This is a genomic window from Aquipseudomonas guryensis (assembly GCF_014164785.1).
Taxonomy (GTDB): domain Bacteria; phylum Pseudomonadota; class Gammaproteobacteria; order Pseudomonadales; family Pseudomonadaceae; genus Aquipseudomonas; species Aquipseudomonas guryensis.
Window position 1 is genome coordinate 145,033 of sequence record NZ_JACJFN010000001.1, and the last position, 13,441, is coordinate 158,473.

General features: G+C 64.5%; 11 protein-coding genes. 4 read left to right on the forward strand and 7 right to left on the reverse strand.

Translation table 11 applies throughout. From position 1 onward, the window contains the following. Positions 1 to 14: 14 nt before the first annotated feature. Entirely contained in the window at positions 15 to 1,493 is a 1,479-nt protein-coding gene (gene mltF, locus H3H45_RS00670; RefSeq protein ID WP_182831859.1) for a membrane-bound lytic murein transglycosylase MltF, read from the forward strand. Positions 1,494 to 1,559: 66 nt separating this feature from the next. Here the strand turns inward: mltF and tadA are convergent, their stop codons facing one another. From tadA to H3H45_RS00705, 7 genes are all read right to left on the reverse strand, one after another. Continuing rightward, a complete protein-coding gene (tadA, locus tag H3H45_RS00675; protein WP_182831860.1) occupies positions 1,560 to 2,036 on the reverse strand; it encodes a tRNA adenosine(34) deaminase TadA in 477 nt (158 codons plus the stop codon). Between the two features lie 9 nt (positions 2,037 to 2,045). Further along, on the reverse strand, positions 2,046 to 3,413 hold the full coding sequence (locus H3H45_RS00680; RefSeq protein WP_182831861.1) for a multicopper oxidase family protein: 1,368 nt from the start codon (positions 3,411 to 3,413) through the stop codon (positions 2,046 to 2,048). A gap of 126 nt (positions 3,414 to 3,539) precedes the next feature. After that, positions 3,540 to 4,292: a DUF2182 domain-containing protein gene (locus H3H45_RS00685; protein ID WP_328822205.1), complete on the reverse strand. Its 753-nt coding sequence runs from the start codon at positions 4,290 to 4,292 to the stop codon at positions 3,540 to 3,542. Then, positions 4,273 to 4,911, reverse strand: coding sequence for a DUF1326 domain-containing protein (locus tag H3H45_RS00690; protein ID WP_182831863.1), 639 nt, complete (start codon positions 4,909 to 4,911; stop codon positions 4,273 to 4,275). The genes H3H45_RS00685 and H3H45_RS00690 overlap by 20 nt, the downstream gene beginning before the upstream one ends. A gap of 161 nt (positions 4,912 to 5,072) precedes the next feature. Continuing rightward, positions 5,073 to 6,653 carry a glutamine-hydrolyzing GMP synthase gene (gene guaA, locus H3H45_RS00695; RefSeq protein ID WP_182831864.1) on the reverse strand — a complete coding sequence of 527 codons (1,581 nt, stop codon included), beginning with the start codon at positions 6,651 to 6,653 and terminating at the stop codon, positions 5,073 to 5,075. Positions 6,654 to 6,728: 75 nt separating this feature from the next. Then, complete coding sequence (gene guaB, locus H3H45_RS00700; RefSeq protein ID WP_182831865.1) at positions 6,729 to 8,198, reverse strand: IMP dehydrogenase; 1,470 nt, start codon at positions 8,196 to 8,198, stop codon at positions 6,729 to 6,731. Between the two features lie 331 nt (positions 8,199 to 8,529). Next, on the reverse strand, positions 8,530 to 9,081 hold the full coding sequence (locus H3H45_RS00705; RefSeq protein WP_182831866.1) for a sugar ABC transporter ATPase: 552 nt from the start codon (positions 9,079 to 9,081) through the stop codon (positions 8,530 to 8,532). A gap of 105 nt (positions 9,082 to 9,186) precedes the next feature. Here H3H45_RS00705 and xseA point away from each other — a divergent pair, with 105 nt between their 5' ends. The 3 genes from xseA to leuA all read left to right on the forward strand — a co-directional run bounded on the left by xseA (position 9,187) and on the right by leuA (position 13,388). Then, entirely contained in the window at positions 9,187 to 10,566 is a 1,380-nt protein-coding gene (xseA, locus tag H3H45_RS00710) for an exodeoxyribonuclease VII large subunit (protein ID WP_182831867.1), read from the forward strand. Positions 10,567 to 10,617: 51 nt separating this feature from the next. Then, positions 10,618 to 11,436, forward strand: coding sequence for a peptidoglycan DD-metalloendopeptidase family protein (locus H3H45_RS00715; protein WP_182831868.1), 819 nt, complete (start codon positions 10,618 to 10,620; stop codon positions 11,434 to 11,436). Positions 11,437 to 11,717: 281 nt separating this feature from the next. After that, positions 11,718 to 13,388 carry a 2-isopropylmalate synthase gene (leuA, locus tag H3H45_RS00720; RefSeq protein WP_182831869.1) on the forward strand — a complete coding sequence of 557 codons (1,671 nt, stop codon included), beginning with the start codon at positions 11,718 to 11,720 and terminating at the stop codon, positions 13,386 to 13,388. Positions 13,389 to 13,441 lie beyond the last annotated feature (53 nt).

Below are 13,441 nucleotides of genomic sequence, written 5' to 3' on the forward strand. Positions count from 1 at the left end.
CGTATACTGCGCCGATGCTTGTCCAAATTGCGTTGCGCATCCGTACGGCCGCCTGGCTGCTGGCGATTGCAATCCCCCTGCTGCTCGCGGGCTGTGATGGCGATGGCGAAGTCGCCAAACAGCCCAGCACCCTCGAGCGTGTACAGGAGGAGGGAGCACTACGGGTGGTCACCCGCAACAGCCCGGCCACCTATTTCCAGGACCGCAATGGCGAGACCGGTTTCGAGTACGAACTGGTCAAGCGCTTCGCCGAAAACCTCGGTGTGAAGCTGCAGATCGAAACCGCCGACAATCTCGACGACCTGTTCAGCCGTCTCAACCAGACCGATGGCCCGGTGCTGGCAGCCGCTGGTCTGGTCGACAGCGAGGGACGCAAGAGCCAGGCGCAGTTCTCCCAGGCCTACCTGCAAGTCACCCCGCAAGTCATCTACCGCAATGGTCAGCCACGCCCCTCGCGCCCCGAGGACCTGGTCGGCAAGCGCATTCTGGTGCTGCAAGGCAGCAGCCATGCCGAACAGCTGGCGCAACTGCAAGCCACGCTGCCCGAACTGAAATATGAAGAATCCTCGGCCGTCGAAGTGGTCGACCTGCTGCGCATGGTCGACGAAGGACAAATCGACCTGACCCTGGTCGACTCCAACGAGCTGGCGATGAACCAGGTGTACTTCCCCAACGTGCGCGTGGCCTTCGACCTGGGAGACGCGCGCAACCTGGGCTGGGCGGTGGCCAACGGCACGGACGACAGCCTGCTGGTGGAGGTCAACCACTTCCTCGCCCTGGTCGAGGAAAACGGTAGCCTGCAGCGCCTCAAGCAGCGCTACTACGGGCATGTCGATGTACTCGGCTACGTCGGCGCCTACACCTTCGCCAAGCACCTGCAGCAGCGCCTGCCGCGCTACGAGCAGCACTTCAAACAGGCTGCGGAGAAGCACAAGATCGACTGGCGCCTGCTGGCTGCCGTCGGCTATCAGGAGTCGCTGTGGCAGCCCGACGCCACCTCGAAGACCGGCGTGCGCGGCTTGATGATGCTGACCCAAGGCACAGCCCAGGCCATGGGTGTGGCCAATCGGCTGGACCCCCGACAAAGCATCATGGGTGGCGGCAAGTACCTGGCGCTGATCCACAGTGGCCTGGCCGAAGACCTGGAAGAGCCGGATCGCACCTGGTTCGCCCTGGCCGCCTACAACATCGGCATCGCCCACCTGGGGGATGCGCGCAAGCTGGCCAAGGCCGAAGGGCTGAACCCAAACAAGTGGCTGGATGTGCAGAAGATGCTGCCGCGCCTGGCGCAGAAGCAGTGGTACAGCAAGACCCGCTACGGCTATGCGCGCGGCGGCGAAACCGTGCACTTCGTGCGCAACATTCGCCGCTACTACGACATCCTCAACTGGGTGACCCAGCCGCAACTTGAAGGCACGCAGATGGCCGAAAGCGGCTTCCACGTACCGGGCGTGAACAAGACCATTCCGCCGGAAGACTCCACGCAGCTCTGATGCTACGCGTAGCCCGGATGCAATCCGGGGTTGCCCTGCGAGGTGATTTCCCGGATTGCATCCGGGCTACGCGCGGCGGGCCTTGAAGAAGGCGCTGAGCACAGCCCCACACTCCTCCGCCAGCAAGCCGCCCTCGACCAGCACCCGGTGGTTGAGAAAATCCTGATTGAAGAACTGCCCACGACTGACCGCCACGCCGGCCTTGGGCTCGGTAGCGCCGTAGACGATGCGGGCAATGCGCGAATGGACGATCAGCCCGGCGCACATGCTGCACGGCTCCAGGGTGACGTACAGGGTGCTGCCCGGCAGGCGGTAGTTGCGCAGACCAAGGGCCGCGGCGCGGATCGCCACCATCTCGGCATGGGCGCTGGGATCATGGGTGGAGATCGGGCAGTTGAAGCCACGGCCGATGACCTCGCCATCCTGCACCAGCACCGCGCCCACTGGCACTTCGCCGAGCGCTGCGCCTTCGCTGGCCAGGGCCAGGGCCTCGCGCATAAAGCGCTCGTCCTGGCTGCGGTCGATGATCTTGATCTGGCGCATCAGCTTTCCTTAAACCACAGCAATCGCGGCCATCAGGCCGGTTTCCATATGGTCGATGACATGGCAATGGAACATCCACACCCCCGGATTATCGGCGACGAAAGCGATGCGCGCCGTCTCGTTCTTGCCCAGCAGGTAGGTGTCGGTGAAATACGGAACGATATCGCGGCGATCGGAGTCGAGCACCTTGAAGGTCATGCCATGCAGGTGAATCGGGTGCTGGTACTGGGCCATGTTGCGCAGTACGAAGATGTAGTGGCCATCTTTCTTCAGGGTGGCGATGGGCCGGTCGGCACAGGCCTTGTCATCGATATCCCAGGCCTGGCCGTTGATCTGCCAGTAGCGCGCAGGGCCTGCCTGATTCGGGCTGGCCAGCAGGGCCGCCCATTCGAAGTTGAAACGCAGGGTTTCGGCCTGACTCAAGTCCGGCTCGGCGACCGGATTGGCCGGCAGCGCCGGCGGCCAGTCGCCGGCCGCCTGGGCACTGGCCACGCTTTTCAGGGTCGCCAGACGCAACGGGCCGTTGCGCAGCGACAGCTCAGTGCCAGCGGCCGGCACCCTGAGCGCCAGATCCAGACGCATGCCAGGACCCAGCCAGTAGTCCTTGCCCAGCGGGCGCGGCGCCACCGGGTTGCCATCCAGCGCGTAGATGCGCGACTCGGCACCCGGCAGGTTGAGGCGATAGGTGATGGTGCTGTCGACATTGATCAGACGCAGACGCACTACCTGCCCGGCCGGCAGCTCCAGGGTCGGCAGCGACACGCCATTGATGCTCGACAGGCGCCCGCGGGTGCCTTCGCGCGCCGCTTCGCGCGGCACGCTGAAATCGGTGAAAGCGCCCTGCTCGTCCACATGCCAGCTTTTCAGGCACAGCGTGCGCTCATGAACGAAGCCGCTCGGCTCACGCTCCTCGACGATCAGCGGGCCAACCAGGCCGCGACCGAGCTGCTCGCTGCTGGCGGTGTGCGGGTGGTACCAGTAGCTGCCGGCATCCGGGGTGATGAAGTCGTAGTCGAAGTACTCACCCGGCAATACCGGCAACTGCGAGACATAGGGCACGCCATCCATTTCCAGTGGCAGGCGGATGCCGTGCCAGTGGATGGTGGTGGATACCTCCAGCTTGTTGATGAAACGCACGCGCAGACGCTCACCCTGGCGGCAGCGCAACTCCAGGCCCGGCGCCTGGCCGCCGTAGGCCCAGGCCGGGGTCTTATGCCCCGGCACCAGCTCCAGGTCGAGCGGTGCGGCGATCAGCTCATAGTCATGACTCGCGGCATTTTCCGGGCGCCCCAGCCAGTAGCGCACGCCACCGGCGCCGAAGCCGGCCACACCGAGGCCAACCAGGCCGGCGAGCACCTGTCTGCGAGTCAATTTCATCGATCACCTAGGAGGAACGGCACGCCGCGTCGGCCAGGCAAAACAGCCGCGCGCGGAGCAAATGGGAAGCAGCCTCATTTTATTCGCCCACCCACGACAAAGTCGAACGCTGCGATGTCGCAGCCCCTAGGCGAACCAGAGCAGCAGCCCGCCGCTGAGCAGTAGCCCCCCGCTAAAGCGCCGCCAGCCGATGCCCAGCGGCAGCAGCTTCTCTGCCAGCACCAGCAGGCTGAGCAACGCCATGCCCCACAGGCTCATGGCCCCCACTACCAGCAGGAGCAACATCAGCGCCCAGCAACAACCCAGGCAGTACAGACCGTGATGCAGGCCGGTGAACCAGGCGCCAGCCAGGCCTGGACGGGCATGATGCTGCAGAAAACCCAGCGGGCTCTGGCAGTGGCTCAGGCAGGCGGCCTTGGCCTGGCTCAGTTGGTACAGCCCGGCCAACAGCAGGGCCGCGGCACCCAGCGCCGGCGGTAGGCGCAGGCTCATCGGGTTGAGCACGCCAAGGTATTCGCCGAGCGCCTGCAGCCCACTCATGAGCAGGGCAAAGCCCGTCCACATCAGCACGTAGGCCGCGCAAAACAGCCACAATTTCGCCACACGCAGAGGATCCCGCAGCAGGCAGCGGCGATAGAGCAGGATCATCGGCAGGGCCGCCGGCAGCATCATGGCCTGCATCATCGCCAGCCACATACCGAATGCAAAAAGCCCCTGCAGGGATAGCCAGTCGGTTGGCGGCATGCGCATCTCGCCCATGGCCGCCATGCGCTCCGCCTCGCGCGCCGTCCAGTTCCAGGCCAGTGCAGCGAACGACAGCACGCCGCCGGCCGCGACCCAGGCGCCCCAGTCGACCCGGCTAGGCGCGAATGATGCCACTGGGGCCCATGTGCAGGTCGTAGAGCATGGCGTTGGTACCGGCATAGTCCAGAGCTATAGCGCCCGCCGTGTTGAAGCTGGCGCTGGCGCAATCGGCCTCAGCGAACTCGAAACCTTCCGGCAACACCACCTTGGCCCGGTGCGGCGAGCCATCCATGGGATTGCGGATCGGCTCGACCCGCCCATCAATGGCGCCCGGCACACGGATGCTGGCGGTCAGCGCGGCACGATCGGTACGCACCTCGACCGGTACGAACTGCGGTGCGTGCATGGTCGTCACCGTGCTGGCAAAGATGGCGAAGAACGCCGTGGGCTCCTGCTCCTGGCCGCTCAAGATGGTCAGCAGCGCCTGGCGCTGCAGCTCGCTGGCCCGCTCGTCGATGAAGGCCTGGCATTGCCCCTGCCCTTCGTGGATCGGTCCCGGCCAGGCGAAGGTGCAGGCCACATGCAGGTCAGCCAGCGAGGTGTCGCCGAAATGCCCCTCGACTATGTGAAAGCCGACCGCCGCCTCGCACTTGCCGTGTGTGGGCGGCGCATTGAACTGGCAGGGACAGCCAAAGTCGCAGTTGCACAGATCCACGCCGGGACCGCGCAGACGCCAATCGATATGGGTGGCCATGCTCATTACCTCACCGTCGAAGGTACTCTCCTTTTAGCTTATGGCGCGCAGCCTCCCACGTTAGACGGAATCGGTATCTAGCTCCCTAGTCTGAGCTTCACGGCGAATAATCCCAGGCAGCAAAAAGGGCAGCTCACGCTGCCCTTTCTGGCCCTACGGGATCACTCCCACTCGATGGTCGCTGGCGGCTTGCTCGACACGTCATAGGTGACGCGGGAGATGCCTTCGATCTCGTTGATGATGCGGTTGGAGACCTTCTCCAGCAGCTCGTAAGGCAAGTGAGCCCAGCGGGCGGTCATGAAGTCGATGGTTTCCACGGCGCGCAGGGCGACGACCCAGGCGTAGCGACGGCCGTCACCGACCACACCGACCGATTTCACCGGCTGGAACACCACGAAGGCCTGGCTGGTCTTGTGGTACCAGTCGAAGTTGCGCAGCTCTTCGAGGAAGATGTGGTCGGCGCGACGCAGCAGGTCGGCGTATTCCTTCTTCACTTCGCCGAGGATGCGCACGCCCAGGCCCGGGCCCGGGAACGGGTGGCGATAGACCATGTCGTAGGGCAGGCCCAGCTCCAGGCCGATCTTGCGCACTTCGTCCTTGAACAGTTCACGCAGCGGCTCGACCAGCTTGAACTGCATGTCTTCCGGCAGGCCGCCAACGTTGTGGTGGCTCTTGATCACGTGGGCCTTGCCGGTCTTGGCGCCAGCCGACTCGATCACGTCCGGGTAGATGGTGCCCTGGGCGAGGAACTTCACGTCCTGCAGCTTGGTGGCTTCCTGATCGAATACTTCGATGAAGCTGGCACCGATGATCTTGCGCTTCTGCTCCGGGTCGCTGACGCCAGCCAGACGACCGAGGAACAGCTCTTCGGCGTTGGCGCGGATTACCTTGACGCCCATGTTCTCGGCGAACATGGCCATCACCTGGTCACCTTCGTGCAGGCGCAGCAGGCCATTGTCGACGAACACGCAGGTCAGCTGATCGCCGATGGCCTTGTGCAGCAGCGCCGCGACCACCGAGGAATCGACGCCGCCGGACAGGCCCAGTAGCACCTTGGCCGAACCGACCTGGGCACGTACGGTGGCGATGGCGTCTTCGACGATATTGGCCGGGGTCCACAGCGCCGCACAGCCGCAGATGTCGAGGATGAAGCGCGAAAGAATGCGCCCGCCCTGCTTGGTGTGGGTCACTTCCGGGTGGAACTGCACGCCGTAGTAGCCGCGTACGTCGTCGGCCATGGCGGCGATCGGGCAGCTCGGGGTGCTGGCGAGAATGTGGAAGCCGGCCGGGATTTCGGTGACCTTGTCGCCGTGGCTCATCCATACATCGAGACCGAACACGCCATCGGTGTCGACATGGTCTTCGATGCCGTCGAGCAGGCGGCTCTTGCCGACCACGTCAACGCGGGCGTAGCCGAACTCACGCAGGTCGGAACCCTGGACCTTGCCGCCGAGCTGCTCGGACATGGTCTGCATGCCGTAGCAGATGCCGAAGATCGGCACATTGAGGTCGAACACCGCTTGCGGCGCGCGCGGGCTGCCGGCTTCGTGCACCGACTCCGGGCCACCGGCGAGGATCACACCGCGCGGGGCGAAAGCGCGGATCGCCTCGTTCTCCATGTCGAACGGGTGGATTTCGCAATACACACCGATCTCGCGCACGCGGCGGGCGATCAGCTGGGTGTACTGGGAACCGAAGTCCAGAATCAGGATGCGGTGGGCGTGAATGTCAGGGTGAGCCATGGCCGTCTCTCGTAGCGGAATTCACAAATGACAAGGGGCTGATCAGTCAGCCCCATGTCGATTCATTGCAGTGGATTAACCCACGCGGTAGTTCGGGGCTTCCTTGGTGATCTGTACGTCGTGCACGTGCGACTCGGCCATGCCGGCGCCGGTGATGCGCACAAACTCCGGCTTGGTGCGCATTTCCTCGACGGTCGCGCAGCCGGTGTAGCCCATGGAGGCACGCAGGCCGCCCATCAACTGGTGGACGATGGCGCTCATCGCGCCTTTGTACGGCACGCGGCCTTCGATGCCTTCCGGCACCAGCTTCTCGGCACCGGCCGAGGAGTCCTGGAAGTAACGGTCGGACGAGCCTTGCGCCTGCGCCATCGCGCCCAGCGAGCCCATGCCGCGGTAGGCCTTGTAGGAGCGGCCCTGGAACAGTTCGACTTCGCCCGGGGCTTCTTCGGTACCGGCCAGCATCGAGCCGATCATCACGGCGGAGGCGCCAGCGACGATGGCCTTGGACAGGTCACCGGAGAAACGGATGCCACCATCGGCGATCAACGGCACTCCGGTGCCAGCCAATGCGGCGGCGACGTTAGCCACGGCGGAAATCTGCGGTACGCCGACACCGGCGACGATGCGCGTGGTGCAGATTGAGCCTGGGCCGATACCGACCTTGACGCCATCGGCACCGGCTTCGACCAGCGCCTTGGCGGCGTCACCGGTGGCGATGTTGCCGCCGATCACCTGGACTTCCGGGAAGGTCTGCTTGACCCAGCGCACGCGGTCGATCACGCCCTTGGAGTGGCCGTGGGCGGTGTCGACGATGATCACGTCAACGCCAGCGGCAACCAGCGCCGCTACACGGTCGGCGGTGTCGGCGCCGGTGCCGACAGCAGCACCGACGCGCAGGCGGGCCTGGTCGTCCTTGCTGGCCAGCGGGTAGGCCTTGGCTTTTTCGATGTCCTTGACGGTCATCATGCCCTTCAGGTTGAAGGCGTCATCGACGATCAGGACTTTCTCGATACGGTGTTTGTGCAGCAGGTCGCGCACGACTTCCTTGGTAGCGCCTTCCTTGACCGTGACCAGACGCTCTTTCGGCGTCATCACGTCGCGCACCAGGGCATCCAGACGATTTTCGAAACGCACATCGCGGGAAGTGACGATGCCGACCAGGTCGCCGTTGCTCAGTACCGGCACGCCGGAGATGTTGTGCTGGCGAGTCAGGTCGAACAGGTCGCGCACGGTGGCGTCGGCCTCGATGGTGATCGGGTCCTTGACCACGCCAGCCTCGAACTTCTTGACCTTGCGCACTTCGGCAGCCTGCTGCTCGACGGTCATGTTCTTGTGGATGATGCCGATGCCGCCTTCCTGAGCCATGGCGATGGCCAGGCGCGCTTCGGTGACGGTGTCCATGGCTGCTGACAACAGCGGGATATTCAGCTCGATGCCACGGGTCAGGCGAGTCTTGAGACTCACATCCTTGGGCAGAACTTCGGAATAACCTGGAATAAGAAGAACGTCGTCGAAGGTCAGGGCTTCTTGACTGATACGCAGCATGGCGGGGGCTCCCGGGAGGGAAAATTGGAAGCGCGCCATTATACCCAGCAGGCACCACTCACTCAATGCAAAGAATGACTTAGAACCTGCTTACGATCTCCTGACTCGCGGCCATACCGCGTTAAAAACGGCCTCGGAAGCCGTTTACGGCTAACGCGCTTCAGCGCGACCCGAAGGGCGAGTGCAACGAGTCATGCTCATTTACAGCTCGTAAACTGCGCTTCCTCGGCGTTTTGACCAGCCGAAGGCTGTTACTACGTAGCGCCTTGTCTGGCTCTAATTCAGAAGATCGTAAACAGGTTCTTAGCCGTGCACACTCATCGCCCGACGCTCAAAGCACAACCCGCACCAGCGCAACCGGATAACCGAGACGCTCGGCAAACTCGTCTAGAAAGCCCTGCTTGAAGCTCGCCGCGCTCCAGTTGTTGAAGATGAAGCCCAGATTGGAGAAGGCGCAGGGCTGCAGGAACAGGAAGCCGTTGATGTCGTCTTCGTGGCCGCATTGTGGGCAACGGAAGTTGTCGGTCTGTCCGGGCATCCACTCTTCCAGGCTGTCGAACAGCGCCTCGCCTATCTCCTGACGACACTCGGGACAGCCCGCTTCCTCGGCGAAATCCTCGGTCGGGGTATAGATGCAGCGCTTGCTCACCACCTCCAGGCCGTTGATCGGCTGGCCGAAAGGCAACAGCTGCGGCTGCTCGACCACCCGGCGCGCGCCAGGGGCGATGGCATAGGCCATGCGATTGAAGCTGCGCCCGCAGGTGCTCGGCTGCTCCTCGATGACATTCAGCTGCGCCAGCCAGCGCAGGATCACCCGCGCCCGACCCTCATGGCCGGGAAAGCTGGAAATGCGCGGCACGATAATCGCCTGGTTCTCGCTCATGGCAGGCTCCGCCTCTCACTCAAAGGCGCGCAGCTTAGCGACTGCTGCGCGGCGGTCAACGCCGTCGACCTATGGCCGGCCCGGCAAAGCCTTTATCATGCCGCCATGATCAACGACCCGTTCCAACGCCTCGGCCTCGACCGTGATGTGCTCAGCGTCAGCCAGCTCAACAACCGCGCGCGGCTATTGCTGGAGGACGTGTTCGCGCAGGTCTGGGTCGAAGGCGAAATCTCCAACCTGGCCAAGCCGGCGTCCGGGCATCTCTATTTCACCCTTAAAGATAGCCAGGCGCAGGTGCGCTGCGCACTGTTCCGGCAGAACGCCAGCCGCGTGCGCCAGGACCTGCGCGATGGCCTGGCGGTCAAGGTGCGCGGCAAGGTCTCGCTGTTCGAGGGGCGCGGCGACTATCAGCTGATCCTCGACAGCGTCGAGCCGGCCGGTGACGGCGCCCTGCGCCTGGCCTTCGAGGCGCTGAAGGAAAAGCTCGCCGGCGAAGGCCTGTTCAGCGCCGAGAGCAAAGTCGCCCTGCCCGCCCATCCGCAGCGCATCGGCATCGTCAGCTCGCCGACCGGCGCGGTGATCCGCGACATCATCAGCGTGTTCCGCCGTCGCGCGCCGCAGGTGGCGCTGACCCTGATCCCCACCGCCGTGCAGGGCCGCGAAGCCACCGCGCAGATCGTCCGCGCCCTGCAGCTGGCCGACACCCAGGGTTTCGACGCGCTGATCCTGGCCCGTGGCGGCGGCTCGCTGGAAGACCTCTGGTGCTTCAACGAGGAGGCCGTGGCCCGCGCCGTGGCCGCCTGCCAAACGCCTATCGTCAGCGCCGTCGGCCACGAGACCGATGTGTCGATCAGCGACTTCGTTGCCGACGTACGCGCGCCAACGCCCTCCGCCGCCGCCGAACTGCTGGCGCCGGACAGCAGCGACCTGCGCCACCGCCTGGACAACCTCAAGCGCCGCCTGCTGCTGCGCATGCAGGGTCGCCTGGCCCACGATCGCCTGCGCCTGGACGGCATGGCCCGGCGCCTGCGCCACCCTGGCGAACGCCTGCGCCAGCAGGCACAGCGCCTCGACGACCTGGACATGCGCCTGCGCCGCGCCTTTACCCAGCAACTGCACAACCGCCGCGAACGCCTGGCGCGCCTGGATACCCGCCTGGCCGCCCAGCACCCGGGGCGCAGCCTGGCCCTGCTGCGCCAGCGCCTGGACAGCCTGGCCGCACGTCTGCCGCGCGCCGCCCTCGGCCAACTGCGCGAGCGTCGGCAGAAACTCGAAGGCCTGATGCAGAACCTGCATATCGTCAGCCCGCTGGCCACCCTCGGCCGCGGCTACAGCATCCTTCTCGACGAACGCGGCCAGGCCATCCGTAACGCTGCGCAGACCCAACCCGGCCAGCGCCTCAAGGCCAGGCTCGGTGAAGGCGAGCTGGTGGTGCGGGTGGAAGACAATCACCTGACGCCGGTGACCCTGTCGCTGCTCGATTAACTCCACGGTGGATAGGTAACGCGCCATCCACCCTACGCCGGACTGCCATTCATGCGCCTGCTTGCCCTCCTGCTGCTCTGCCTCGCCCTGCCCGTCCACGCCGAAGGCTTCATCAGCCGCCTGCTGCACAAGCCGGTGCCGGGCGGTGTCGCCGTGCTGCAACTGGGCAGCAAGGCCAGCGCGCCGCAGGTGCGCTTCCAGGGCAAGTCAGTGCTGACGGTCAAGGAAGACGGCCAGCAGTGGATCGCCATCATCGGCCTGCCACTGACCAGCCAGCCCGGCACGGCGCAAGCCCTGGTCGACGGTCAGGCGGTGGAGTTCCAGATCGGCAGCAAGCACTACCGCGAGCAGCGCATCACCCTGAAGAACCCCGAGCAGGTCAACCCCAACCCGGCCAACCTCAAGCGCATCGAGCGCGAACTGGCCGAGCAGACCGCCGCCTACCAGCAGTTCAGCCCACGCCAGCCGAGCAACCTGCTGTTCGATAAGCCAGTCGCCGGCCCGCTCTCCAGCCCCTTCGGCCTGCGCCGTTTTTTCAATGGCGAGGAACGCAACCCACACTCCGGCCTGGACTTTGCGGCCAAAACCGGCACGCCGATCAAGGCGCCGGCGGCCGGCAAGGTAATTCTGATCGGCGACTACTTCTTCAACGGCAAGACCGTGTTCATTGACCACGGCCAGGGTCTGATCAGCATGTTCTGCCACTTGTCAGCGGTGGACGTACAACTCGGCCAAGAGCTGCCGCGCGGCGGCCTGCTCGGCAAGGTCGGCAGCACCGGCCGCGCCACCGGCCCGCACCTGCACTGGAACGTCAGCCTGAACGATGCGCGGGTCGACCCAGCCATTTTTATCGGCGCGTTCACGCCCTGATAAAGCCCAAAGTAGCCACGCAACCAAACCCAAGCAGCAAGCAAAATTGAGCAATATTTTTTCCCTATTCGCATTTATCAGCATTTAATCAGCGTTTTTTCGGCAAGCCTTGCCAGCTTTAACCTCTGCCGGTAGGGTTGAGCCATGAACAACTCCCACACCCTCATTCTGTTGCGCCAACACGCCTGCCTGCGCCTGGTCAGTCCACGACTGCGCGGCTAACTCCCTGCGTTCGCCAACACCTCGTTTCCCCGGCCTGCCGCCGACCAAGGATTAGCCCCATGACCATGCTCAAAGACCCGTCGAAGAAGTATCGCCCCTTCACCCCGATCAATATTCCGGACCGCACCTGGCCGGATCAGATCATCGATAAGGCGCCGATCTGGCTGTCCACCGATCTGCGCGACGGCAACCAGTCGCTGATCGAGCCGATGGATGCAGAGAAGAAGATGCGCTTCTTCAAGACCCTGCTGAAGGTCGGCATCAAGGAAATCGAAGTGGGCTTCCCGTCCGCCTCGCAGACCGACTTCGACTTCGTACGCGAGCTGATCGAAGGCGGCCACATTCCCGACGACGTGACCATCCAGGTGCTGACCCAGGCCCGTGAAGACCTGATCACCCGCACCTTCGAGTCGCTCAAGGGCGCGAAGAAGGCCATCGTCCACTACTACAACGCCACCGCGCCGAGCTTCCGCCGCATCGTCTTCAACCAGGACAAGGCTGGCGTGGTCGAGATCGCCGTGGAAGCGGCGAAGATCGTCAAGCGCCTGGCCGCCGCCCAACCGGAAACCCAGTGGGGCTTCGAGTACTCGCCGGAAGTGTTCAGCTCCACCGAGATCGATTTCGCCGTCGAGGTGTGCAACGCGGTGATCGGCGTGTTCCAGCCGACCCCGGCGAACAAGCTGATCCTCAACCTGCCGGCCACCATCGAAGGCGCCACGCCGAACAACTACGCCGACCAGATCGAGTGGTTCGGCCGCCATGTTGATCGTCGCGATAGCGTGCTGCTCAGCCTGCACACCCACAACGACCGCGGCACCGGCGTGGCCGCCACCGAGCTGGGCCTGATGGCCGGCGCCGACCGCGTGGAAGGCTGCCTGTTCGGCAATGGCGAGCGTACCGGCAACGTCTGCCTGGTCACCGTGGCGCTCAACCTCTACACCCAGGGCGTCGACCCGCAACTGGACTTCTCCGACATCGACGCCGTGCGCAAGGTGGTCGAGGAGTGCAACCAATTGCCGGTGCACCCGCGTCACCCCTACGTCGGCGATCTGGTGCACACCGCGTTTTCCGGCTCGCACCAGGATGCGATCCGCAAGGGCTTCGCCCAGCAGGACCCGGAAGGTATCTGGGAAGTCCCGTACCTGCCGATCGACCCGGCCGACATCGGCCGCGATTACGAGGCGGTGATTCGCGTCAACAGCCAGTCCGGCAAGGGTGGTATCACCTTCCTCCTCGAGCAGGAATACGGCATCAGCCTGCCGCGGCGCATGCAGATCGAGTTCAGCCAGGTGGTGCAGAAGGAAACCGATCGCCTCGGCCTGGAAATGACCGCCGCGCAGATCTACGGCCTGCTCGAAGCCGAGTACCTCAAGGCCAACAGCCCCTATATGCTGAAGAGCCATCGCCTGCAGGAAGAGAACGGCATCTGCAACGTCGACATCGACGTGACCGTAGGCGGCGAGCTGCGCCGCAAGCACGGCACCGGCAAGGGCCCGCTGGAGGCGCTGGTCGCCGCCCTGCCGCTCAATGTGGAGATCATGGATTACCACGAGCATGCCATCAGCTCAGGCACCAATGCCCAGGCCGCGGCGTATATCGAGGTGCGGGTCAACGGCGGACGTCCGCTGCACGGCATCGGCATCGACGAGAACCTGACCACGGCGACCTTCCGCGCCCTGTTCAGCGCGCTCAACCGCGCCATGAGCCAGGCCGAAGTGCAAGCTGCCTGAGTCATAAAGGTGTTAGTTAAAGGAGAGCTCAGGCTCTCCTTTTTTCTGTGCGC

Coding starts and splice junctions, on each gene's coding strand:
- mltF (WP_182831859.1), top strand. CDS start 15: ATGCTTGTCCAAATTGCGTTGCGCATCCGTACGGCCGCCTGGCTGCTG.
- tadA (WP_182831860.1), bottom strand. CDS start 2,036: ATGCGCCAGATCAAGATCATCGACCGCAGCCAGGACGAGCGCTTTATG.
- H3H45_RS00680 (WP_182831861.1), bottom strand. CDS start 3,413: ATGAAATTGACTCGCAGACAGGTGCTCGCCGGCCTGGTTGGCCTCGGT.
- H3H45_RS00690 (WP_182831863.1), bottom strand. CDS start 4,911: ATGGCCACCCATATCGATTGGCGTCTGCGCGGTCCCGGCGTGGATCTG.
- guaA (WP_182831864.1), bottom strand. CDS start 6,653: ATGGCTCACCCTGACATTCACGCCCACCGCATCCTGATTCTGGACTTC.
- guaB (WP_182831865.1), bottom strand. CDS start 8,198: ATGCTGCGTATCAGTCAAGAAGCCCTGACCTTCGACGACGTTCTTCTT.
- H3H45_RS00705 (WP_182831866.1), bottom strand. CDS start 9,081: ATGAGCGAGAACCAGGCGATTATCGTGCCGCGCATTTCCAGCTTTCCC.
- xseA (WP_182831867.1), top strand. CDS start 9,187: ATGATCAACGACCCGTTCCAACGCCTCGGCCTCGACCGTGATGTGCTC.
- H3H45_RS00715 (WP_182831868.1), top strand. CDS start 10,618: ATGCGCCTGCTTGCCCTCCTGCTGCTCTGCCTCGCCCTGCCCGTCCAC.
- leuA (WP_182831869.1), top strand. CDS start 11,718: ATGACCATGCTCAAAGACCCGTCGAAGAAGTATCGCCCCTTCACCCCG.